Source organism: Novipirellula rosea, assembly GCF_039541335.1.
Taxonomy (GTDB): Bacteria; Planctomycetota; Planctomycetia; order Pirellulales; family Pirellulaceae; genus Novipirellula; species Novipirellula rosea.
In genome coordinates this window covers 109,987-134,898 of sequence record NZ_BAABGA010000060.1, presented here as the reverse complement: position 1 = coordinate 134,898, position 24,912 = coordinate 109,987, and the positions used below count along the sequence as shown (strand labels likewise).

Below are 24,912 nucleotides of genomic sequence, written 5' to 3'. Positions count from 1 at the left end.
GTTCCTTGGAACATCCGGTTGCCGCCGAACATTCCCACGTCATTTGCTACACTGAATAACTACACTCGCTAAAATGGCGTGTCTAGCGTTCTTTGCAGAAACCCTTTATACAACGACACTTACGGCCTAGTCAAGCGATGCCGACGACCTTGACTTGGGATAGGCTTCCAGCCTGTCATCAAGAGCACGTTTAGATGACCGCGAAATATAAGGCTGCGAAATATAGGGTAGCGAAACTCGCCAAGAGTTTGGTTTCCTGAACCGAAAAGCCGAAAGTCTTGGTGACTTTCGCTACGCTGAAAAAGAAGTGTTCTTAGTGACAGGCTGGAAGCCTATCCCACTGTCCTTAACAGGCGATCGCTCGCACGGCGTCGATGAATTCTCGCATCGATTGAAAACGCTGACTCGGTCGTTTCTGAATCGCTCGCATCACCACATCGTCGGCCGCTTTGGGGATATTGCGTTCGGGCGATCGCTCGCTCGGCGGCGGGATCTCTTTGTGCTTGATGTTCTCGAACGTCTCGTCGATATCCGCACCCCGGAATGGCTCACGCAGCGCCAACATCTCGTACAGCACCACTCCGGCACTAAAGATATCGGTGCGTTCGTCAATTCCGCGATTGCCGTCCACTTGCTCGGGCGACATATACAGCGGCGTTCCCGGCCGCTGGCCACCCCCCGTCAACGTTCGCAACTGCTCGCCATCGGACTCGCGAGTCTTCAACACGCTGCGGTTGATCGGTTCGTTGTCATCGGCATGCCCCCACACTTTGGCGACCCCCCAATCCAACAAGATGACTTCACCAAAATTACCGACCCAAATGTTTTCAGGTTTAAAGTCACGATGAATCACTCCGCGTGCGTGCGAATAAGCAAGTGCCTGGCACGCGCTGGCGACAATTTCCAAGCGAGCATGCATCGGAAAGGCCGCGATCGTCGCTTCGTCCTGTCGCGCAATCCGCTTCAAGATCTCGAAAAAGTTCTCTCCCGAGATCCGCTTCATGACAAAGTACATCCCCTCGACTTCGTCGTTGCCGATGTCGTAAACCGGCACCGTATTGGGATGCTGCAACTGGGCCGTGACCCGTGCCTCGCGAAGGAGACGCCGCTGCTCGCGTCGATCATGCCGAGTTTCGGGCAACAACGATTTGATCGCAACGGTGCGTCCCGTCACGCAATCGAATCCTGCCCGCAATACCGCACTGCCGCCACGAGCCATCTCGCGCAGGTTGCTGTAGCGGGCAAGTCCTAGAGGCACGTTCTGGGGGAGGTCCGGATCGGTGCCTGACAGAATGATGGTGGGTTCGCTAATCATGGTCTCATTGTATGCCAAATCGAAGCGTCCAGGCACTACCAACTCTATCGGCTACTTTACTAGCCGCAGCCTCAATGTTTCTGGGGCTGAACGACCACTTTCATCTGGTCCGGATCCCCTGCATGCAGTCGCTCGAACCACTGAGGAGCATCATTTAACGAAATTTTAGCCGTAATCAGTGGCTCGACTTTAATGATCCCACGATTCATCAGATCGATGCATTGCGGGTATTCACCATTACACCCGCACGTGCCTCGTAGCGTAATTTCACGCGTCACGACCGATTGCAGAGGCAATTCGATTTTGGGAGACACGTTTCCAACCAATGTCACGCTGCCGCCCTTGCGGACCGACTCAATCGCCGTGTTGATCGTGGGTGTCGCGCCGACGACTTCCAGCGCCACGTCGGCTCCGCGGCCTTCGGTCAATTTGCGAACCTCCGCAGGCACGTCAACTTGATCGCCTCGCAGGACGACGTCGGCGCCGAGCTCTTTGGCAACGGCCAAACGTTTGTCGTTCAAATCGACCGCGATCACCTGCGTCGCCCCGGCCGCACGAACCGCTTGAATCGTCAACAACCCGATCATCCCTGCCCCCACCACGACGGCGGTATCGCCCAGCGTGATTTGGGTGACATTGGCGGCATGCACCGCCACCGAAACCGCTTCGACGAGCGCCGCATGCTCAAACGGCAAACCTTCCGGCAACGTGTAAACGATCCGGCGAGGCACGCTGATCTGTTCGGCAAACGCACCATGACGACGGTATTCACCACAGGAAACCCCCAACACCATGCGGTTATCACAGAGGTTTCCATCGCCTTGGCGGCAAAAATGACATTCGCCGCACGAGACCATCGAATCAAATGTGACTCGCGTTCCCTCCGCCAAATCGGTTACATTTTCGCCCGTGGCAATCACGATCCCGGCCGCCTCGTGCCCCATCACCAACGGCGGAATGCGACGCCCGGTGCTGCCGTCATAGCCATGAATATCGCTGCCGCAGATGCCGCACGCTTCGACCTGAACCAAAACATCGTCGGCCCCCACTTCCGGAGCATCGACGTCGGTGACTTGCATCTCTTTATATTCGGTTAGCAATAACGCTTTCATGGTTGTCTCAATCGCGTAATGATGGTGCCCTTCGCAGGATCGGTCCCGCGTCGCGGAAACGTCCTCAACAAAGATAATTGGGGGGCGGACGGTCGCAGTTTATCACAAGGAAGCCAAAATTGAACGACGACGACGAAACACTGACCGCCTACCACGAAGCAGGCCATGTAGTCGTCGGCTACCTGCTAGGAGCCCAGATCGAAGAAGTTCGGCTTGATAGCATGATCGACGACGATTTACCCCGGCGTTTTGGCGATTGTTTGGTCAATTGGGGAAAAGTCGATGCCGGCTGCGATTGGCAACGACAACGCGAATTGATGACCATTTTGGCCGGTCCCGTGGCCGAGATGATCTATCGAGGCGAGCGGCTGCATCCGGCCCATTTCGGGCCGTGGCAAGGCGATTGGCAACAAGCATGCGAGCGATCGGTCGGCTTGTTCACCAGCGGCGTCCAGCAAGTCCGATTTCTCGAACAATTGATCGCCCGTCTGTATCGCCGGATGGAAGACGAGCAGTGGTGGGCAGCGATCGCGGCGGTCGCTGACGAATTGCTCGCCCACGAAGCACTCGAGCACGACGATGTCGCCACCGCCGTCGCATTCTGGCTAGGCTAATGTGGGATAGGCTTCCAGCCTGTCATGGCCTGGGATCCCCCGTAGCGAAACTCGTCAAGAGTTTCGGCCCACACACCATCCCCGAAACTCTTGGCGAGTTTCGCTACGTTTTGACGTGACGCTTCACTACTTGATGAACAGCATCTCTTGGTACTTCGGCAGCGGCCAAATATCGTCCGCGACGATCCCTTCGAGCTCATCGGCAACTTCACGCACCGCATTCATCGCTGGCAACACCACCTCGCCACAATGTTTGGCGTGTTCGATCAGACCACCGCCGACTGCATCGTCCATTTTCTTCTGCAGCAGCGTGACATTGTCTTGCAACTGTTTCACCAACGATGTCATCTCATCGAGCGTGTCGGTGTCAAAATCGTAGCCTAGCATTTTCAGATTCGTGCAGGTCGCGGCCAGTTCATTCTGGTAGCGAATCGCGGCGGGGAAGATCATCGTCTTGGCCATGTTGTAGGTCAACTTGGCTTCGACGTTGATCGACATGCAATATTGCTCGAGATAAGTCTCAAGCCGGCTTTCCAGCTCTCGCCCTGACAACACGCCATACTTCTGGAACAACTCGGCCACTTCGGGTGTTTGCAAGTACGGCAACGCGTCCGGCGTCGACTTCATATTCAACAGCCCCAACTTGGCCGCTTCGGTATGCCACGCATCCGAGTAACCGTCACCGTTAAAGACGACCGAAGAACACTCGTTCATGATCTCCGTCAACAACACTTGGATCGCACTGTGTAGCGATTCAGGCGTCCCGTCGGTTGCCGCTTCCAATTGGGTCGCGCAGTAATCCACCGACTCAGCAATGATTGTGTTCATCGCCACCAACGGACCGGCGATCGATTGATTCGATCCCACCGCTCGGAATTCGAAACGATTTCCCGTGAAAGCAAAAGGGCTGGTTCGGTTGCGATCACCGGCGTCTTTGGGAAGCGGCGGCAACACGTCCACTCCAACCGTCAACGTCCCCTTTGCGATCGACGAATTCGCACCGCCCGCTTTGATTTGCTCAAACACGTCGGTCAATTGGTCCCCCAGGAACACCGACATGATCGCCGGCGGAGCCTCGTTGGCCCCCAGTCGATGATCGTTGCTGGCGGTCGCCACCACCGCTCGCAACAATCCCTGGTACTTATAAACCGCACGGATCACCGCGGCACAGAACACCAAAAACTGAGCGTTTTCGTGAGGCGTATCGCCGGGATCCAACAGATTGCCCTGTGAACGGCTGCCCAAGGACCAATTCACATGTTTCCCGGAACCGTTTACCCCCGCAAACGGTTTTTCATGCATCAAACATGTCATCCCATGCTTTTCGGCAAGCCGTTTCAGCGTCGTCATCAGCAGTTGCTGGTGGTCCGTCGCGAGGTTTGCCGATTCAAACATCGGAGCAATTTCGTACTGCCCCGGTGCGACTTCGTTATGCCGCGTCTTGACGGGAATCCCCAGTTTGAAGAGCTCTCGTTCGCTCTCGAGCATGAATGCCAAGACGCGTTCGGGGATCGCACCAAAGTAGTGATCATCAAACTCTTGCCCCTTCGGCGGCTTGGCTCCGAACAACGTCCGCCCGGCGTTGACTAAGTCGGGGCGAGCGAAATAGAAGTGTCGATCGATCAAGAAATACTCTTGCTCGGGTCCCGCCGTCGAGGCGACGAAAGCACCATCGTCGTGGCCGAATAACTTTAGGATCCGCTGAGCCTGTTTGTTCAGCGCCTGCATCGAACGCAGTACCGGCGTTTTCTTATCAAGCGCTTCCCCGGTCCACGAAACAAACGCAGTTGGAATGCACAGCGTCGTTCCATTCGGATTCTCTAAAATGTACGCCGGACTGGTCACGTCCCAAATCGTATAGCCGCGAGCTTCGAAGGTTTGCCGAATTCCACCGGTTGGGAAACTCGAACCATCCGGTTCGCCTTGAATCAACTGACTGCCACTGAATTCGGCGATCGAGCCCCCTTCGCCATCGGGCGACAAGAAACTGTCATGCTTCTCAGCGGTCGCACCGGTCAACGGATAAAAGACGTGCGCATAGTGAGTTGCTCCCTTGCTGAGCGCCCAATCTTTCATCGCCGAGGCAACGGCGTCAGCCACGGTCGGATCCAGCTTTTCACCCGATTCAATTGTCTTGACCAACGACTTGTATACCGGCTTGGGCAGCCGCTCTTGCATCACCTTTTTGCTAAACACATTGGCGCAGAATAGATCCTGCATCGGAGTTTCTGAAAAATCCATCGCGGGCGTATTGGTCTTGTAGCCCGTCACGGCTGCGATCGCCGAAAGTCGCGGACTCATACCGGGCGAGGTCGCCGCGGCTCCGTTGCTGGCTGGCCCACGGGAATTGCTCTTTGTCTCGGCAGTCAGCGTTGTGCTCATCTTTTGATCCGGCGTTGTTGGGAGAAAAGTTAACTTGCGGGGCCGTGAACAAAGCACGCTGCACCAATAAAGGAACAACACCACCATCCACGCTCGCCCCCCCCGCTTATCGCAAACCCTGTACCTATCCCGAATTTAGTCCGCGATCCAACACCGCAATCACCGGCATGTCTTGGGGCCGACGTCTCCGCCCCCGGCGTTTTACGTGGTTTGATCGCATTCCGATCCGCCTCTCGCAATTCTTTGCGAAGGCGAACTCCCTCGTCGACCCCCACGACACATCATTTCAAATGCAACGAATCAAGGCACCCGCTGCCTATTCGACAGGCACCCGGCCGAACATCGTGGAACGGCTATGAGTCCGTTTTGACCGCAATAACACAACGAAACTCATTTGTGCTTCGGCGGCATGGTTTGTGCTTTGCAAGGCATGCGAAATTCTCAAGCAATATTCCCTCTCCCCGCTCGTCACCCCAGCTCTACCGATTTTCATGCATCGATTTAATCCGACGAAACCATCTCAGACTCCGAAGGACACACATCAAAAGGCGCTTGATGTGAATTTGGATCCACGGCGTTACGGCACGTTCGCCGAAATCGGAGCGGGGCAAGAAGTCGTCCGCTGGTTCTTTCGCGTCGGCGGCGGCGCTGGCACGATCGCCAAAAGTATGTCTGCGTATGACATGAAAGTCAGCGACGCAATTTACGGACGCGCCTCGCGGTACGTCTGTCGCGAACGCTTGCAGGCGATGCTCGATTACGAACACCGACTGAATCTGGATCGACTTCGCGAGGTCCGCGGCGACACCACAGCCTTCTTTGCCTTTGCCGACACCGTCTCGGCGAGAAATTTTCAAGGGACCAATGAGTGCCATGGTTGGATGGGAATCAAGTTCCAAGCTCATCCTCGCGACGACGATAGCCAAATCATTATCCATGTGCGGATGCTTGACGAAGAGGCGGCGCTGCAGCAAGAAGCACTCGGAATCGTCGGGGTGAACCTCGTGCACGGTGCGTTCGCACTGCACCATGAACCCGAACTGCTTGTCGATTCGCTGCTTGACGGACTTTCGACCTCGCGGATTGAAATCGATATGATCGAGTTTTCGGGAATCGCGTTCCGCCATGTCGATAACCGATTGATGAGCCTGAAACTTGTCGAACTCGGTTTGAGCGGTGCAGCGATGTTCGCTAGCAGCGGTGAAGTGCTGCAGCCATCGGAATTCTTTTATCGCAAACCGATCTTGGTCGAACGAGGCAGCTTTCGCCCCGTGTGCAACGTCAATCTCGACATGCTGCGTGGAGCGCACGAAAAGTTCTCGCAGCTGCCGAGTGTCGCCGGCAAAGAAGTAGTTCAAGTGATGGAGATCACGATGAACAACCTGAAGGCCGAAGGCGAAATTGATTTGCGTGACTTCCTCGCTCGCGCCGATGTCATGGCCGCCTGTGGCATGCCCGTGCTGATTTCAGACTACTTTCGCTACTTCAGGTTAGCCGCCTATCTGTCGCGTTACACCAAAGAAAGTATCGCGATCACGATGGGCGCCGGCAGCTTGTTGGAACTGTTTGATGAACAGTACTACACCAGCCTCGAAGGCGGGATCCTTGAATCGTTTGGACGCTTGTTCAAGAACGACTTGAAGATTTACTGCTACCCGCTGTTGGATTCCGCGACCGGCCAACTCGTGACGTGCGACAATCTCGAAGTCAAACCCGAACTCAGCAAGCTGTACCACTACCTGCTGGACCGCGGCGAGATCAACGCGGTGGAAAATTATGACGCCGATTGCTTAAAGATCTTCTCACGCGAGGTGCTCCGCATGATCAAAAACGGTGACGCAGACTGGGAAACAATGGTGCCGGAACCGGTTGCCGAGGTGATCAAAAGCAAAAATTACTTCGACTACCAACCTGTCTAAGCCCAACGCACGCACGCGTTTGGCTTCGAACCACAATCTCAAAGCGCTCGCGCCATCGACTCATTCGCGTCATCAGCACGCTCGTAATATCAACCTCGTGACATCCGCGAAGAGAAACCAATCTGCATGCCCACGAAACGGTGGCACCAGACGCAAAAACACGAGAGGGGCTGGCGATCCCCCTGCTAATTCCCGGCCTTGCAATGGAGCCCAAAAACCGCCGCCGCAGCGAGTTTAGTTGATTTGCTGCGCATACGCGATCATCGCTTTCCCGTTTATTCAGCCAATAATCGCGTCCAGTGTGCGTCATTCCGGCATTGGCAAGTCGCGCTCGCAATTGTCGCAGCCACCTTATAGATTCTGGACTCTCATCCTTCATTGAATCCAAACGCCCATGTTATCTGAAATGCCCGATACGTTGATTTCTGACACGGTACGTCGGTACCGGCACACTCACTATCGCCACACCAAAATCGTTGCGACGCTCGGACCAGCAACCCAGTCCGAAGAAGGCTTAACGCGACTGATCAATCAAGGTGTCGATGTCTTTCGCTTGAACATGGCCCATGGAACAGGCGAGTGGGCCATCGATGTCACCAAACGAATTCGCCAAACCTCGGACAAAGTCGGTCGTCACGTCGCGGTGATGATGGACGTCAAAGGTCCCGAGATTCGCACCGGGGTGGTCGACGAGCCTATCGAGCTGATTGTCGGAAACCGAATCCGACTGCAAGCTTCCTCGAATCCCTTTCCGCACGATCCAGAATGCCCTTGCGTCTCGGTCAACTATCCCGATCTTGCCCGCGACGTCAAAGTGGGTGCGACCATTTTGATCGACAGCGGGCTGATCCGCATGCAAATTCTAGACAAGGATGACGATGGCATTCTCTGTGAAATAGAGACCCCCGGGACGCTGACGTCGCGGCGTCATATCAACCTGCCCGGCGTCCATGTCAACTTGCCTGCGGTAACCGAGAAAGACAAAGAGGACTTGCGGGCCGGTGCGGAAGCCGGAATCGATTTCGTCGCGCTCTCGTTCGTTCGCACCGCTGCCGACGTTCGTACCTTACGCGGCGTCTTGGACGATCTCGGTTCCAACGCGCGGATCGTCGCGAAGATCGAAGACCAAGCCGGTGTGCAAAATATGGAAGAAATCATCCGCGAGTCGGATGGGTTGATGATCGCACGCGGTGACTTGGGGATCGAGATCGATTACCACAAGTTGCCGCTGGTTCAATCGCAATTGATCGCAGCCTGCCAAAGCGAAGGCAAACCGGTGATCATCGCAACGCACCTACTCGAATCGATGATCCAATCTCCGATGCCGACGCGAGCGGAAGTATCGGACGTCAGCAACGCGGTCCGCGAACAAGCCGACGCGGTGATGCTGTCAGGCGAAACGACCACCGGGGCTTACCCGTTTGAATCGGTCGAGGTGATGAAGAACATCATCCGCAGCATCGAACCGACGGTCAGCCGTTCACTGAACTCGCTGATCACGCTGCGGGAACCCAAAGCCAAGATGCTTCGCTCGGCCGCCCTGCTGGCTCAAGAGTTGGGGCAAGCCGGCATCGTTGTCTTTACCCGCAGTGGCTATCTGGCTTACGTCCTCGCGTCACTTCGCCCGCGTGGCGTTCCCATTTATGCCTTTACGGATGTCGAAGACACATTCAATCAAATGTTGTTGCCATGGGGCGTCGAACCTTTCCTGATGGAATTCTCCGACGATCCCGACACCACGATTGCCAATGCGACCGAACGGCTGCGGCAAAGCGATTGGGTCACCCCCGGCAGCTGGTTGGTCGTGATCACCAACGTGTTGGCCCATGGCAAAGTGGTCGACTCGTTGCAATTGCGTCAAGTCGAAACGACGCCCCCAACCGCCAAGTAGTCTGTCGCAACGCAGTCGGCCGCCCCTATCGCCAGCCCCCGAAATAGCTCGCTCCGACCAAGCAGAGGTGAGCAAACGTGGACCAAAAACGAAACCCCGATCGGCTGAGCAAACGGCCAGACGCACCGCCGCCGGTATCTCAGCTGGCGGCCTCGCCACCGCTGCGTCGCATCATGACCGGCGGCGTGCTGTTTCTATTGATCTGTATGGTGGCAGTTGCGGGCTACATGGCGGCGGGCTGGCATCTGGACGATGCCCTTTACATGGTCGTGATTACGATCTTTGGCGTCGGTTACGGTGAAGTCCATCCGATCGAATCGCCGCCGCTGCGTGCACTCACGATCATGGTGATCGTCGCTGGCTACGGCGCGGTGATCTACACCGTCGGTGGATTCATGCAGATGTTGATCGATGGCGAACTGAACCGAGCAATGGGAGCAAGACGAATGACCAAGGGAATTGAACGACTCAGTAACCACACGATCATCTGTGGGATGGGACGCTTGGGCACGATCCTGGCACGAGAGTTATACGCCGCGGGCAAACCGTTTGTCGCGATCGATACCGACCTGGACCGTCTACGTGATGCCGAGGATCGTGGTTACCTTGTCCTGCACGGCGATGCGTCCGAGGAAGACATCCTGGATCAAGCAGGGATCAAACGCGCCTCGAACGTCGCGGCGGTCCTGTCGCTCGATGCCACCAACGTGTTTGTCACGATCACGGCGCGCGACATGAACCCGGCCGTCCGCATTATCGCTCGCGGTGAAAACCCGCGAACCGAAAAGAAGCTACTCGGATGCGGCGCAAACCAAGTTGTCCTGCCCACCGCAATCGGTGCCCAAAAGGTCGCTCAGCTGATCACCCAGCCGACGGCCGAAAGTATTTTGGAGCAGATCCAAGATCAAGGCACGATGCTAGAGGATCTCCGGCGAATTGGACTGCAGTTCAACGAGCTCGAAGTCATCTCCGATTCCGAGCTTTCCAATCATCCGCTCAGTGAGCTGGAAATCCGCGGCAACCATAGCTTTTTGATCGTCGGTGTTCGCCATGCCGATGGGACGATGCAATTAAACCCATCGCCCACGTTGCTGCTAAAACCGGGCGACATCGTGATTGTGCTGGGGCACGAAGACGACCTCCCCGAGATCGCTCGCCGTTTCTTACGCAAGCAACCCAAAATGACCTACCGTGGCGTCTCGGTAGAGAACTGAGTCGCAGCCAGCAATCCAAAGCCAATCGCATCGGGAAGAATGCGTGGCAGGACCGACCCCCGCAACACAGAGGTGCCCAGCCAACAAGAATAGGCGAGGGGGGTTGACTCGAGTGCATAATCATCATCGATATTGTTAACTTTTCCTTACATTTGGAAGAGCGAAACAACGATCGCATGCGGCGTGTTTGACAGCTCGAAGCTCGCCATTTCACTTTCATATCGCAGCATTGCGAAGTAAAACGAACAGCTCCCATGATCGAACGCCAAACGAGATCGCTGAGCAAACGGATTTCCGTCGTCCTGATTTCCGTCTTTTTCGTGGCGGCAGGCATTAATCACTTTGCCTCGCCGATGACCTACTTGAAGATCATGCCGCATTATCTGCCTTGGCCGTTGGCATTGGTGTACGTCTCAGGATTCTTTGAAGTGCTCGGCGGGATTGGCGTGGCGGTACCACGACTGCGGCGTGCAGCGGGATGGGGCTTGATCGCATTGTTGGTCGCTGTCTTTCCAGCAAACCTTTTTATGATGACCAACGCCGAACTGTTTCCGTCAATTCCGTCCTGGATGCTGGTCGCACGCCTGCCAGCCCAGGGTGTATTAATCGCTTGGGTTTGGTGGGCGACGATTCGCAAAGCCTGAAACCGAGTCACGCGACGCAAACGGATGGATCTGTGTTCGAATTCGCTGAGTCATTTCTGCCGGAACGTGCCGATTGAAATCTTGGCCCTTCGTTGCTGATGAAGTTAGATTTAGCAGCCCAGGGCTTTCCCTGGAAACATTGCAGCTGCTAAAGCAGAATCAGGCCATGATTTCGGTAATCTGCTTGGTCGCGATGCCGATCGGCCGGTCCAGGGGCACGCCGGCGCACGCGAGCAGCGTCTTGAGCAGGTCGCCCTGGTTACCCTTGACGTCGGTCAGAAAACGCCCGGTCTTGATCGAACCGTCACCCTTGCCCGCGACGATGAATGGCAGGTTCTCTCGTCGGTGCTTGTTGCCGTCTTCCAGCCCCGAGCCCCACATCATGATGCAGTTGTCCAGCAGCGTACCATCACCCTCGCGCAGGCTGGCCATCTTTTTCACCATGTAGGCAAACTGATCGATGTTGAACTTCGTGATCGCTGCCACCTTTCGGACCATCTCTTTTCGATTCTCGTGGTGCGTCTGCGAGTGGTGCTTGTCTGTAAAGCCCAATTCGGGATAAGACACGCCGTTGGGCGTGGACCCGATGTACGTACTGACGCGTGTGGTGTCCGTCTGAAAGGCCAGGACGGTCAGGTCGCACATCACTTGCATGTATTCGCTGCGTTTGTCACCCTCGGGAATCTTGACCTCGATTGGCGGCGAATCGCTGGCGTGACGCTTGGTCGAGCGGACGCCCGCCTTCTCTAGGGCCGCCTCCTGTTGGCGGTGCTCGATCGCGACGATGCGACGTTCGACCGCCCGCACGCTGTCGAGATACTCATCCAGTTTTTGCTGGTCGGTTGGGGCCAGTGTCCGGCGTAGGTCCCGCGCGCCGCCCAACACACGGTCGAGCATTTGTCGGTCGAGAGTGTTTGCCTTCGTGACTCGACTGGCCTGCCCTTTCTTGCCAAACAGCCGGTTCAAGACGTTGCGGGGATCGATCTCGGCGGGGACGGGCTGCGTGGGCGAGCGGTAGCTGCAGTGCGAGTAGTACGCCTCGTGCAGGCCGGCCTGGTTCTCCTTCCATGTCTGAGGCATGGTCGCCAGTTCGAGCGAGGGCAACAATGTGTGGGCACCCACGTAATTGGCCATGATCTGATCGGCCGAGATCGCGATGTTGACACGGCTGCGTGTGTCCGCGTCCGGAAGAGTCGCAGTCAGCCAGGTCGACAGCTCCAACGCATGCGGCGCGCCGTTAAACGGCGAAATCGGCACGCCGGAAATCCCCTTCATCATCAAGCACTGATCCAGGATCGGACGCAGCGATTCGATTGCCGGCGGCGGCGAATCACGGTACGCCTCTGGACTCTTGGGCCAGAACTCGTCCATGATGACGCCGTGCGGCATATACATGAACCCGAGACGTACCGGTGGCTTGGCCACACTGCCACCGGCGGCCCAGCTCGGTGAATTCCAGCCCAGGGATTCCATTAGCGGTAACGCGAGCGAAACGCCGGCGCCTTTTAGCAACGTGCGACGATCGACACGAGGACGGTTGTCAGTGCGATTCATCCTTTGACTTTCCGGTGCGTAAATAAGTAACTGGTGATAACCTCAGTGATTATCGTCCGCATGCGGTAATCGTCCGGGGCAATTTTGATCATTAGCTGGTCGATCACGACTTCATCATAACCTTCCAGCTGTCGCCCCAGTGCGTAGGCCATCAACCTTTCGGTCAGATTTCGAGCCAGGTCGGTCTTTCGCTTGGCCAGCAGGCCCTTCAGCTCCGCGGGCGTGGAGAAGCTTTCTCCACTGGGAAGTTTCCCGGCTGAGTCGATCTCGACGCCTGATTCATCCTTATCACGCCAGCGGCCGATAGCGTCGAAATTCTCCAAACCGAAGCCGATTGGGTCGAAAACCTTGTGACAATTAGCGCAAGCGGGTTCGGATTGGTGTAACTGCGTCCGCTGACGCAGCGTCAAACCCTCCATGCTTTTTTGCGGCTGATCTTCGAGTTCAGGAACGTCCGGCGGAGGCGGCGGGACGCGTTCTCCCAGCACCTGCTCGAGGACCCAAACACCTCGCCGAACGGGGCTGGTCCGGTTTGGCATCGACGTGGTCGCCAGGGTGGCCGGCATGCCGAGGATGCCGCCCCGGTTGGGGTTCTGCAACTTGACCCGCCGCATCGCGGAACCTTGAACGGATTGCTCAAGCCCGTACAACTCGGCGAGCGGCTCATTCAGGAAGGTGTAGTCGCTGTCCACGAACCGCAGCACGCTCTGGTTCTCGCGGACGATGCTCTCGAAAAACAGCCGTGCTTCTTCCAGCATCGCCGTGCGTAAAGCGGCGGTCATTTGTGGGAAAACGTCCGGGTCAAACGACTGGCTCTGGAGCCCACTTACGCCCAACCACTGGGCGCCGAAGCCGTCGAACAGCGCCCGCGATCGGTCGTGCTCCAGCAGCCGCTCCACCTGCGCACGAAGCACTTCGGGCTCGTGGAGTTTGCCCTGGTCCGCGAGTGCCGACAATTCGGCGTCGGGCGGCGCCGACCACAATAGGTAGGAAAGACGGGAGGCCAGTTGATAGTCGTCCAGCGGCACGATCGCGTCCTTCGAGTCGACTTCCTCGGCTGGCGTGATGAAGAGGAACTGCGGAGAAACGAGAACCGCCTTCCACATCAGCCCCAGCGACGCGGTGTAACCAAGCTTGTTCTCGCGGCCAAGGTCGAAGACGCTTACCAACACATCCAACTCTGCCTCGGTAGGAGGCCGACGGTAAGCATCGCGAGCCAGAGAGCGCGCGACTTGACGGGCCGCCACGCGATATTCGGCGGCCTTGGGAGGCGTGTCTCCAAACAGGCGTTTCTGTACTTCGCTGGGCGGCTGACCATCCGGTGCCACGACTTGATCGACGACCTTGTTGGCGATGTCGAGAAACAACTCCGACTGCAGCGGTGAGATCGAGTTGAGATACCCCTCCCCGACGACCTCCTCGGGAAGGCTGTCGGCGACCGCAGGGTTCACGCCGTACAGGTCGCGCAGCGTGTTGCCGAACTCCACCTTGCTCAGCCGACGGATCACGAAAGCGCCCGGGTCTCGTGGGGCCATGTACTTGAGCTTGCCGATCCACGTGATGAATTGGCGGCGCTCTTCATCGCTCGGGATCTCGTCCGCATAGTCGGGCGGCATGTCGTGCACCTTGACATTCGCGACCGCCTTCTTCCAGTGCAGCGACGAGGACGCGCCGCCGGGACTCTTCAGCGCCGCCTGAAGATTGATGCCCGCCTCGGGTCGGGGTCCGTGGCAACTGATGCAGTACTTATTGACGAAGGGCCCGACCTTTGTTTTGAATGTCTTCTCGGCGTCGGCCCGGAGCACCGCCGGGTCCGCGCTACCATCATCGGTCTCCGCCACACAGGGCGAGACGAAAGACAAGACGAGCGAAAAACTCAGCGCGGCGACCATCGTAGGAACAACCTGGACGACGCGCAACGCCTGCACGCCAGACGTCCAACGGCGCCCCAAGGAAACCGCCGCCGCTGCATTGGCTGCTACGGTGCGATCGGTCGATCCAGTGTTGTCGCGGATACGTGTCGGGGTAAACACAGTCATGAAGGAGCCGTTTGTTACATTGCACGGGATCGAGCCAGCGTATTGTGCGTTCCGCGTGACCTTCCCCATGATCGGTGGGAACCACGAGCAAATCAAGGCAACACGTGATCGCCACGGGGGATGGGGCATATTTGTCGCGATCAATGTGGGATATTTGTCGCGACCATCGGAGGGCGAGTAGATTGTAATATATAGAGTTCCGAACCGTTTTTCGACATCCATTGAAGGGTTTCAGTGCAACGTTTGTAGAAGTTTACAAGCCGGACGTCATTCTCTCGACGCTCACTCGAAAGCCGAGCGTTGAGAGACACGCTTCTGATTGGACCCTCCGGTCGATGAGCCCGGAACGCCCAACACACATGGCGCAAGCCTAAGGTCCAGGTGAGTCGCCCCCTGGCTATGGCGTTCGGCCTCCGCGCATCCACGGGCCCGTTTGCGGCGACCATCCGTGGATCGCCGTGCCTTCGGCAACCGCCCGTCACTCTCTCGGGCATCGCCGCGCGGTCGCTCCGACGTGACACATCCGCTTGCGCTGTGATCGTGTTATGCGTGCGTGGAGACGCATTCGATGCTGCTCATTGGAACGCTAACCGAGGTTTCGGCGGCGTGGAGGCGTTTCCCTTCGGCAACGGTAGTATCGCCGACCGCTTAAGAAACGACTGCACGACAAAACGATAGACGGAAACTGTTCTTTTCTGCATCCGATACGACGTATCGAACGTTCGCTTGTAGTTGCGTAGGCCGTGCATCGCGAAGGGCCTCCGTCGACCAGACGACGACTGTTTCGATTCACCAAGATCGCGTCAGGCCATCTACCGCCAACGCACATCTTCTTTAGACTAACAGGAAAAGACTATTGCAACGAAAACGGGCTTTGAGCTGTGGAAGAACTTTTACTTAAATGGATTGTTGGATTCGCTTTCAACCAAGCCAAAACTGCGATCGCGACTAAGCTTTTTGAAGACACACTGCGTAAGCGATTGGCGGCAAGAATCGAAGAATGGAGAGCGTCTCTTCCACCTGAAAAAGGCCTTCTTTACGCCGAAGCGATCTTTCCCGTTTCGTCGCAGTCTGAAACAGAGAAACCTCCACCCGAGCCGATAGCAGTTCAAAAATCACTTGCTCGATATGAGCCTCCGCCAGTCGAAGCATGGGAAGGGGCTATCACGGCGCAGTGGAAATGGGTCAGGGAGAATATCGAGGAGACTCAAGACTTCTTCGCGATTTCCGAAGATGAAGCTCACGTTCATATTCACGAGCTCGCAGCGTCGCTTGCGCAAGAATGCATGCTCAACCGCGAAATGTTTCAGATGGCCGCTTTGGCCGCGCTCCAAGATCAATCGAAATCATTGAACGAAATTCGTCTAAATCAATCAGAGCTGTGCATCAAAATAGATGAAGTGAAGGACGCTGTTGTGGCGGGGCGGGTACCGCAAAATACAACAACGCCAATCGAAAACAGTTCTGGAGAAGTTTTAAGTGTTGGGTTCGCAGGCGACCTTGATGCCAAGATGGAGCAATTGCTTTTAGATACATCTCTCAAGCAATCGCTAGGTATTTCCAACAGCACAATCCTAAATACAGTCGTTGCGACGTCGCCACCGGCGCTGCCGGACTTTCACCTCTCTCGCGCATCATCCTTTAATGAGCTAGCACGCAAATTCGATAACGAGAGATTAATTGGAGTTACGGGGTACCCTGAAATAGGGAAAAGCACGGCGATCGCAGAGTACGCTCATTCCTTTCCTGGCTCAGTCTTCTGGTTCGGCGTTTCCCAGTCTGACACGGCGCCCGAAGCTTGGATTGGCATGTTGTTGTTTTGTCTAGGGCAACATCTCGAAGCCGAAAGATTCCTTCCCAGCTATTTGAAGACCGTGCTCGCGAATATCAACGACCCGTTACTTATCATCATTGACGATGCCCATCGGTGCCACGACCTCGCACCGATTGATTTTCTACGGGATGCAGCGGCTTCCAACAACCATTTGTCAGTGTTCCTCGTTGGTATCGATGAACCGCATTTTGTGAAGGAGCTACGGACAAGGGGTATCGAAGAGTGGCGGGTGCCAGGACTTACAACACAGGAAGCTCTTCAGTTCTTTAGTGTTCCTGCCGATAGTGACACACCAAAGGTTTGGGCTATTGAAGCCCTCCGCTTACATTTCGACGGCCACGTCGGAATGCTCAAATTTGCAAAGCCACAAATTGAATTAATCGAGGACGCCTCACAGGTCAGAGAATTCATCAAGCAGTTGCCTACGGGAGTCTCGGGAAGCGCAACCGCGTTTCGGGCAACAATGATCGAACGGGTCCGGCAAGAGCTTTCTAGTGACGAACAAGAACTATGTCGTCGCGTTTCGATTCCTGTCTACTCATTTCCTATAAGGGTAGCGAGAACATTGTGGGGCGATGATCACGAGGACCACGATTTCTTCTCGGTCTGGAATGGATGTGTAACTCGAATTGTCACGTCTCTGGATCCTGGAAGATATGAACTTCCCGAGCTGTATCGGCAGGGGTTTCAGAATGAACTCACGCTCGCGTCCAAGCAAAAATGGCATGACATTATTGCCGATGCGTTGCATGCCAGAGAAGAGGGTGAACAGCCTGATTTGCTTGACGTTTTTTCGATCGTCTCACACCGAATGCTCGCAGGCAACATCGGCGGTGCTTTGCATTCTGCCGCTCTCTATTTGACATTCGCCGAAGGCCCTGGGGCCAATCACGCCAAGCGATTCTTGTTAGACCGATTTGAATTGTTGCTAGGCAATCAGAAAATCATATCAGACCTAGCTGACTGGGTGCGCTGGTATTCCACTCGCACACGTGTACATGGTGAGCTTCACAATGACGAAGCATCACAATTGGCTGCCGTGGACTTGAAGAATTTGATTACTGAAGCACCAAGTGATTTGGACGCGGATGCCGCCCAGCTAGGTTGGGCGACACTGATCATTCACTCCGTTCGACATGGTGATCCAGAAACTGCATCGTTAGCCGTTAAATCGATAAAACCAGAATCACTCAGCAATAATGATTCTACGGCGACTTTCAGAAAGGCGCAGATTGTTTTAACAGCTTGCCTTAGCTCATCTGCCGATATGCTCTCGTACGTTCAACGGATCATTGACTGGAACGACATCACAGAATCGGATGAACAACTATTTGACGGTTCCAGCGAAGCCTACCAATTTTGGCGAGCCGCGGCGTCAAGGATTTATGCGCAGCATTTAGACAGCAAGCCAACGGCGGATCAATCGCAAACACTAATCGATTCATTAGAGTCATTGCTGCAGGACCTGCATCGTAAGTCAGAGCGAAGTCTCGGCGTGATATTTAAGAGTCTGCTGATTCGCATAGAAATCGACTTTCCCAAGAACTTTAAGCAGTCGCTGCGGTATTCAACTGAGATGTTGGACATTGCGGTGGACGAACTTAGCGAAGAAGTCCGTGCGTTAATCTATCTGTCACACGGAGACGCGCTTCGTTGCTCGAATAGGGATGGTGAGGCGATCGGCATTTACGAGAAGTCGATCAATGCCATGCCGACGATGGAAGGCGCCGAAGCTGGCGAGGCTCAGCTGATGCGTGCCATCTCGATGGCAAAAACGAAAGACTTTCACAATGCGAGAAAGGCTGCGATGCGCGCTTCAGAGTCTTTTCTTGCGGGACCCGTTGAATACAAATGGGAGCAAATACTCGCATCCGTTCGCTGTATGCTCGAAGCTGCCTCTTTTGCAATTCATGGCGGAGAACTTCCGCAAGCCTGCAGAATACTGATTCAGGCGTACGACTCCGCAAAGGACGAACATGTGGACACACCCGTTTGGGCATGCATTGCGCAAATCGCGTGGGCACTCTCGAATCGTGTCAACCAAGGCAGGAACGATCCCCAACCTCCACATCCAGGATTCTCTCTAAGCCTCAGTCGGCCAATCGAAGGCGCCGAAAACATGAGCCCAAACGCCCCAGCGTTGATGCTGGGGAGAGCATGTACAGCCGTGGAACGGCCGCATCGAGGGATGGCATATTTCCGAAAAGTGATTGATTCGGGGGCCGAAGATGATCTCTTGTCGCAGTGCGCCACATTGGCTCTAGACGCAGCGATTGTCGCAGCCGACCTCCCGAGTGCCGCACGTTTCGCGACGATGGCGACAAAGTGGTTGTCGGACCCGTCAGTCGAACTCCCCGATCGGGAGGCATTTATTTTCGACCATATCATTGGCCGAACGCTTCGCATCGCAACGCAATCAAGCGTAGGAGCAGAATTGGTAAATGAGTTGGATATCGCGGTAGGCGAAATCGAGAAGTGCGAGATTCACAACTCAGCGTCCGACCTGTTGCGTGATGCCCTAAACGCAGTGCGACAGAACATCGAAGACCAAACTACAACACCCTTAGAGGACGTTTTCGCATTGGCAGAGACGCTCCACGCAGGTTCCGTGGCCAGGGAGGTTGCTTGGTTTTGGTGCTACAAATACGCATTAAGAGCCCCAGTACAAGAGACAGATTTCTTTCGCTGGCACTGGAGGTTCGCAAGGTGGTCGCTCGAAACGGGATTCCATGACACTAAGTTCCTGAAAGGCTATTTTGAGCAAGAGAAAACGTTTTGGAATGCCATTCCTGCAGAAGGAAGATCCGAGTATTTCACCAGAGTTGTCAAGTATCTTGATACCTCTACGCCCAGCTTGGATGCCGTTACAGGACTAGTTTCTGAGCTTGCGGCGATCTCCGTGGAAATTTCATCTGTCTCTCAGGCGGCTCTAGAGCTCGCAAGCCAATTGGCGATGATTCACACCGCGAATCTTAGTTCATCGGCACTTGAGGTGTTTGAATTACGCATAATGAACCTTTTACTACTGCCAATGGCGTCTGAATTTTCTTCTGACTTGAAAGCCGATATTGACGTCATTCTCAATGTACTTCCTGGAGATACGACCGACTCGGAACAGCAGGAGCGATTCGATGACTTGTCCGAACTGGCAAGCACGCTGAAATCCCAAATGCCGACGATAGGTGCATTTAGGGCTGTCCGCCGCGCGTGCGAGAATTCAAGAGGACTCAGAGCGGATGCTGCCGTCCAAGCGTTTGTATTTCTGCGGCATCTCTGCAACGCGGCTCCGGCCGACTTCGACTACCTCAAAATATCTAAGCTGGTAGCCTCGCAGGCGGTTGCAGATTTGCTCGAAAACGAATCGCTGTCTAGCTTCCTGCGGATTCGACTCGCAACTGTTCATTTTGCCGCGAAAGCGCTTCTTGCGTCACGAAAGCTAGCAAATGCACTCGGTCGTAGTCGGATGCAGGTAGACTTCAATGCTCCAATCGCGGTCTCCGCGATTGAAAAAGCTGAGGCAGACCAAGAGCACGCGATTGTCGAGCTTCGCGAACTGGAGGCTCGACTGATTGACCTTGCTAAAGAGGCTTTAGAAAGTGGTTTTATTGCAGAAACATGGAGCTGCTATTTTGAGCTCGGGTCACTCCGAGGCATCACAGGAACGCCAGTGCTCATTTTCGGCGAACGAAAGGACTCGATTGATGATTGGTTGCGACCAGCTATTCAGAGTTTTCGCGAATCGCTTGTTCACGCGGAAGCTGACTCAAGCAAGAATCGAGTCGGTATGATTGTTCGCTCCGCAACCGCTGGGAGAGCTATCGCCCGCGGGATTGAAGATCAAGACACAGTCGATTTCTTCACTTCCGCATTAGATCGGATTCGCGATGGCGGTGAGACCGATGCGTTAATTGCCGAACACGAAGCCGTCGAAGACCACAACTTTCTCCTTGAAGCAAAACAGCGAGATGGGCCTCGAGTATTGTCTGGAGATGAAGATGAAGTTCGTAACCACGCCGATATGCTAATGAAGACGTTCGGGATGCCAGAAGATCGGCGGCAGCATCTTGAAGACGATCTCAGGAAATTGGCTGTAGCGGATAAAGAAAAAGAAGATTTCTGTCGCCATTTGCAACCCCTCCAGAATCTTACAGACATGGATTCTCCTCAATTGAGATATACCCGACCGACGCAATACACCTTTGAATGCACACTGCTGGGCTATCGTACGAATATCGAAACTGACGATATCGAGACGGCAATCAAGTCGATGAAACGTACATACTGTGATGAATGCGAGAAACGTGAACCTGGAACTTCAGAACCGACGGATTCCAACTAACCAACTCCGTTGATCGCTGGCGACATTGATTCAATCGAGTAACTCTTTTGCCGAAGACGGCCAAGGCACACCAAAGGAGTTCATCGAAAACTACGGAACGGAAGAACTCTTACCTTACGGTGACGTTCAGAACAGCCCAAAGCTCCAACAGCTTCGAGCCCGGTTCTGTTCCGGGGCGGCTTCGCCGGGGTCAGGCCTGAATGGCACTTAATCGACGCAAGTTGTAAAGTGGCAAAGGGTTAAATTGGATTGGAAGGGCTTCGCCGGGGTCAGGCCTTGTTTCCGATGTTCGATTTGGTTGTCTTGCCGAAACCGCAACTACAGGGAGAGATGGCTATGCCCCGTCCGCCGCGAATTCAGTTCCCAGGTGCGATCTATCACGTCATCACACGCGGTGATGGTCGACGAAGACTGTTTCACGATCAGGGACACTATGATCGGTTCACCAAAGGACTCGCTGACGAGGTCGAACGTTCGCAGTGGTAGGTTTTGGCCTTTTGCTGGATGCCAAATCACATTCACGCTCTCCTGCAGACGCCTTTGCCGAACTTGGCTTCGGGGATGCAGCACTGGCTGTCCGGCTACGCAAACTGGTATGCCAAAAAAGAAAAAGGGGAAGGGGGTTTTAATGGCAGCAGATAGTGGGCAGGTTGGCTCAAGACTGACCGAGACACACGGCGGGAGCTTTTGATGCCCAGGACAAAGCGGCGGATGAAGCGGGAAAGATTTATCACGCCATCAATCGTGGTAACAACCGGCAAGAGATCTTCCACAAACCGGAGGACTACGAAGCGTTTCTGAGAACGCTCAGTGAAGGCCTTGGGAACTACCTCGTGGATCTCTTTTCGTTTTGCTTAATGCCAAACCATTGGCACTTGGTCCTACGGCCGCGAAAAGACGGCGCGATGGGCAGGCTGTTCGGATGGCTCTCCTCCACGCACACACTTCGATACCATGCGCGTCAATCACACCCGCGGCCACGGGCATCTTTACCAAGGGCCGTTCAAGAGCTTCGAAGTCGAAGATGACGCACACTCTTTCACGCTGTGCCGCTATGTCGAACACAACGCGTTGCGTGCAAAGAAGGCCAAACACGCCGAGTGCAGAAAAGGTGTCAGGACTCTTTTCGCAAAGAATCGCCTAGCGCTGGATCACTTTCCAACCTTTAACGATGCCAAAATGGCTTTTCGAATAGGAGACAGCAACTTGTGGACGAGGGTCGCTGGTTCGCTACTTAGCGAGGAGGAAGAAAAAAGAGTCCTGACACCTTTTGCACCCGCCTGACACCTTTTGCACCCGCCTGACACCTTTTGCACCCGCCTGACACCTTTTGCACCCGCCTGACACCTTTTGCACCCGGCTGACACCTTTTGCACCCGGCTGACACCTTTTGCACCCGGCAGTCTATTGTTCCCGTTGACAGAATTGTGGGGACGTCGATTTTGCTACCGGCGTAGCAGTACTCGTCAACGGCTTGTTGATTTTAGTGAGCCGCGACGCGTCAGCGGCCGGGTCCGGCGCATTACCCGAGGCCTCACGGCCAACGGCTCATTGATGCGACCTGCATTTCATTTAAATCAACAAGCCATCAAGAGTTTCGTTGAATCGCCGAACAGGCTGAAACTCTCACGCGAGTTCGCCTAAGATCGGTAATGGTTCCGAAACCACTGAACAGTGACTCCAGAGGCCGACGACACTCTTTTCCAGAATTTGGCGCAGGCTTTCTGTGCGTGCAGGCTCCTTGTGGGTAGACCGAAAAACCTGGAAGGAACCCGATACCAGTGAGTGGGAAACAGCACGCTCAAGCTAATCAAGCCATTCATAACGCAAGTCCGACGCGAATATCAACGCGACAATTCTCGCTCGACGCCACCGCTGTCGGCAAACGCCCCAAGATGACCTATCGCGGCATCTCGGTGGAAAACGGAGTCGGCAATCTCACCTGTTAAGACGATGCGGATTCTAGCGCCGCGAGCATTCCATTCCACACGTCCGCGATGTCGTGTTCGGTCGTCCGCCAATTGGTCACCGAGATCCGGATCGCCGGTGCGTCAAAATACTCTGTCGGCGTCATGTAGAGCACTCCACCCGCTTGCACCGCCTGCAAATAAGCTTGAATTTGGCCGTGCGTAACATCATCGCCAGCGAGCGTGAACACGATGCCATTCATTCGCACCGGCGCCAGCAAGCGAAACGCGCTGGAGGCTTCGATCCGGTTGCCAATCTCTTCGGCGATCTGGCAATTTCGCGTCACGATTTCACGGTAACCGTCGCGACCATACGCCATCAACGTGAACCAAGCGGGTAAGGCGCGGAATCGACGCGAGTTTTCGGGAGTCAGATTCACAAAATTGCTTGGTGACGCGTCCGCTTCGAGATACGCGGCGGAATTCTGGAAAACCTCGCGTTGCAGTTGCAGATGACGCGTAAAAATCATCGCGGAATCGTACGGCACATTGAGCCACTTGTGCGCGTCGATGGTGATCGAGTCCGCGCGGTCCATCCCCGCAACAAGCGACTGTTTTTCGGGGACGCACGCGGCAAAACCGCCAAAGGCTGCGTCCACATGCAACCAAACCCCGAATTCGTGACACAGATCCGCCAACGCGTCGATGTCATCATAGTCGACGCTGTTGACGGTCCCCGCATTGGCAACCACCACACACAGGTCGCCGCTTTCGTTTAGCTCCGTCAATCGATTTCGCATCGCCACCAAGTCGACCGCTTCATGTCCCGGAAGTGTTTCGATCCGCTCCAAGCTGTCGCGTCCGAGACCCAGCATCGCGATCGCTTTATACACGCTCGAGTGAGGCGTTCCGCACAGCACGCGGATCGGCGGAAGTCCCGACATTCCTGATTTGGCAATGTCGACACCGCGTCGATGCCCTACCCATTGCCGTGCCGTGGCCAAACCGACAAAGTTCGCCATCGTCGCTCCCGACACAAACACTCCCGCGTGCTCGGACGACAAACCGAACAATTGACACAGCAGCCCGATCGCGGCCAATTCAATCTGCGGCGCGATCGAATCGCTGGAACCTGTCGCATTTTGGTCGTAGATCGTTGTCAGCCAATCGCCCGCAATACTGGCTGGCGTCGCGCCGCCCGTGACCAACCCAAAGTAGTGAGGGCCCGCTGAACCGCTCATCCAATCGGCATACTTTGATTGAAAAAGATCAAGGGTTCCTGTAGCGCCGATACCCTCCTGAGGCAGCGTTTCGGCGTCAGTTGCTGGCGGCACGACCCCTGCGGGCCTGGAACCCGTCGCACTGAGAAAACGGACGCTGTCTTCGAGCACCCGCGTCAAAATTTGCTCAATGCGACTGTGATCGGCGTGCAGCTGTTCGTACATAAGACTTCGTTGCTTTGGGTTAGTCAGATGGGTGCCGAGTGCGAACTCATTGCTACGATTTAGGCAGTTTGATTTCGATTCCGTAGTTTGGCGCAACCGCCAACAACTTCTCGATCTCTTGCTTTGTGGGCGGCAACGCTTCTGCTGAACCTGCTTTAAGCGGCACGCCAACCTCGAAGAACATCTGCTCTAAACCCGCTGGCGCCACCGAAAGAATCATGCGAGCGGTCTTGTCGGTTTCGTTCTTAAAGCTGTGCAAACTGCCCACCGGCATGTTGGCGAATGTGCCTGGCGTGGCAACAATCCTTTCGTCGCCCACGTGGAACGTGATTTCGCCCTCGAGAATGTAGAACGACTCTTCTTCACGGCTGTGGATATGCGGTGGAGGGCCGCCCCCCGGAGGAACGATCGCTTCCCACATCGCATATTTACCGCGCGTCTCTTCGCCGGTCGCTAAGAAGCGGTACACGTCACCAACGACCGCGATCGTGCGGCCTTCGGCGGGTTTGCGTAAGGTGGCTGAGTGATTCATGGTCATTTCACTATCAAGGTCACTGAAGAGAGAACCGGAGTCTTTGGCTCAGACACGTGAAGTTTAGCTCCGCCAGGCTGTCAATGACAATCCTGGCGGAATTTTGCGACGTACTCCATTTCTTCGCGGATTGCCCAGCAGTAAAATGACGGCGTGAACCAACAGGGTGGC

16 protein-coding genes are annotated in these 24,912 nt (G+C 55.4%); 9 read left to right on the top strand and 7 right to left on the bottom strand.

Annotated features, from left to right (window positions below; translation table 11 throughout):
- Positions 1 to 346: 346 nt before the first annotated feature.
- Both ABD971_RS22890 and ABD971_RS22885 read right to left on the bottom strand, forming a co-directional pair.
- Positions 347 to 1,315 (bottom strand): serine/threonine-protein kinase, encoded by a 969-nt coding sequence (locus tag ABD971_RS22890; RefSeq protein ID WP_339942634.1) that lies wholly within the window; start codon positions 1,313 to 1,315, stop codon positions 347 to 349.
- A 71-nt stretch (positions 1,316 to 1,386) separates the two neighbouring features.
- Entirely contained in the window at positions 1,387 to 2,427 is a 1,041-nt protein-coding gene (locus ABD971_RS22885; RefSeq protein ID WP_345325904.1) for a galactitol-1-phosphate 5-dehydrogenase, read from the bottom strand.
- 119 nt (positions 2,428 to 2,546) lie between these two features.
- Between ABD971_RS22885 and ABD971_RS22880 the strand changes: the two genes are divergently transcribed.
- Positions 2,547 to 3,041 (top strand): cell division protein FtsH, encoded by a 495-nt coding sequence (locus ABD971_RS22880; RefSeq protein ID WP_345325902.1) that lies wholly within the window; start codon positions 2,547 to 2,549, stop codon positions 3,039 to 3,041.
- A 126-nt stretch (positions 3,042 to 3,167) separates the two neighbouring features.
- Here the strand turns inward: ABD971_RS22880 and ABD971_RS22875 are convergent, their stop codons facing one another.
- Entirely contained in the window at positions 3,168 to 5,342 is a 2,175-nt protein-coding gene (locus tag ABD971_RS22875) for a glutamine synthetase III family protein (RefSeq protein WP_345325916.1), read from the bottom strand.
- A 572-nt stretch (positions 5,343 to 5,914) separates the two neighbouring features.
- Here ABD971_RS22875 and ABD971_RS22870 point away from each other — a divergent pair.
- The 4 genes from ABD971_RS22870 to ABD971_RS22855 all read left to right on the top strand — a co-directional run bounded on the left by ABD971_RS22870 (position 5,915) and on the right by ABD971_RS22855 (position 11,091).
- Complete coding sequence (locus ABD971_RS22870) at positions 5,915 to 7,342, top strand: TonB-dependent receptor (RefSeq protein ID WP_339942639.1); 1,428 nt, start codon at positions 5,915 to 5,917, stop codon at positions 7,340 to 7,342.
- Positions 7,343 to 7,748: 406 nt separating this feature from the next.
- Complete coding sequence (pyk, locus tag ABD971_RS22865) at positions 7,749 to 9,233, top strand: pyruvate kinase (RefSeq protein WP_425571347.1); 1,485 nt, start codon at positions 7,749 to 7,751, stop codon at positions 9,231 to 9,233.
- Positions 9,234 to 9,310: 77 nt separating this feature from the next.
- Positions 9,311 to 10,447 carry a potassium channel family protein gene (locus ABD971_RS22860; protein WP_339942641.1) on the top strand — a complete coding sequence of 379 codons (1,137 nt, stop codon included), beginning with the start codon at positions 9,311 to 9,313 and terminating at the stop codon, positions 10,445 to 10,447.
- A 254-nt stretch (positions 10,448 to 10,701) separates the two neighbouring features.
- Positions 10,702 to 11,091, top strand: a complete 390-nt coding sequence (locus ABD971_RS22855; RefSeq protein ID WP_345325899.1) for a DoxX family protein — start codon at positions 10,702 to 10,704, stop codon at positions 11,089 to 11,091.
- Between the two features lie 159 nt (positions 11,092 to 11,250).
- Here the strand turns inward: ABD971_RS22855 and ABD971_RS22850 are convergent, their stop codons facing one another.
- Both ABD971_RS22850 and ABD971_RS22845 read right to left on the bottom strand, forming a co-directional pair.
- Complete coding sequence (locus tag ABD971_RS22850; RefSeq protein WP_345325897.1) at positions 11,251 to 12,645, bottom strand: DUF1552 domain-containing protein; 1,395 nt, start codon at positions 12,643 to 12,645, stop codon at positions 11,251 to 11,253.
- Positions 12,642 to 14,684: a DUF1592 domain-containing protein gene (locus tag ABD971_RS22845; protein WP_345325895.1), complete on the bottom strand. Its 2,043-nt coding sequence runs from the start codon at positions 14,682 to 14,684 to the stop codon at positions 12,642 to 12,644. The genes ABD971_RS22850 and ABD971_RS22845 overlap by 4 nt, the downstream gene beginning before the upstream one ends.
- Before the next feature lie 881 nt (positions 14,685 to 15,565).
- Here ABD971_RS22845 and ABD971_RS22840 point away from each other — a divergent pair.
- The 4 genes from ABD971_RS22840 to ABD971_RS22825 all read left to right on the top strand — a co-directional run bounded on the left by ABD971_RS22840 (position 15,566) and on the right by ABD971_RS22825 (position 22,806).
- Entirely contained in the window at positions 15,566 to 20,857 is a 5,292-nt protein-coding gene (locus ABD971_RS22840) for a hypothetical protein (RefSeq protein ID WP_345325893.1), read from the top strand.
- A gap of 336 nt (positions 20,858 to 21,193) precedes the next feature.
- The gene (locus tag ABD971_RS22835) at positions 21,194 to 21,343 is read left to right on the top strand and encodes a hypothetical protein (protein ID WP_345325891.1); all 150 of its coding nucleotides are present in this window, start codon (positions 21,194 to 21,196) and stop codon (positions 21,341 to 21,343) included.
- Positions 21,344 to 21,582: 239 nt separating this feature from the next.
- The gene (locus ABD971_RS22830) at positions 21,583 to 21,885 is read left to right on the top strand and encodes a transposase (protein WP_345325914.1); all 303 of its coding nucleotides are present in this window, start codon (positions 21,583 to 21,585) and stop codon (positions 21,883 to 21,885) included.
- A gap of 753 nt (positions 21,886 to 22,638) precedes the next feature.
- A complete protein-coding gene (locus ABD971_RS22825; protein ID WP_345325889.1) occupies positions 22,639 to 22,806 on the top strand; it encodes a hypothetical protein in 168 nt (55 codons plus the stop codon).
- Here ABD971_RS22825 and ABD971_RS22820 read toward each other — a convergent pair.
- Both ABD971_RS22820 and ABD971_RS22815 read right to left on the bottom strand, forming a co-directional pair.
- Complete coding sequence (locus ABD971_RS22820; protein WP_345325887.1) at positions 22,803 to 24,209, bottom strand: pyridoxal phosphate-dependent decarboxylase family protein; 1,407 nt, start codon at positions 24,207 to 24,209, stop codon at positions 22,803 to 22,805. The two genes, ABD971_RS22825 and ABD971_RS22820, sit on opposite strands and share 4 nt — an antisense overlap.
- 52 nt (positions 24,210 to 24,261) lie before the next feature.
- Positions 24,262 to 24,741, bottom strand: coding sequence for a cupin domain-containing protein (locus ABD971_RS22815; RefSeq protein ID WP_345325885.1), 480 nt, complete (start codon positions 24,739 to 24,741; stop codon positions 24,262 to 24,264).
- Positions 24,742 to 24,912: the final 171 nt, after the last annotated feature.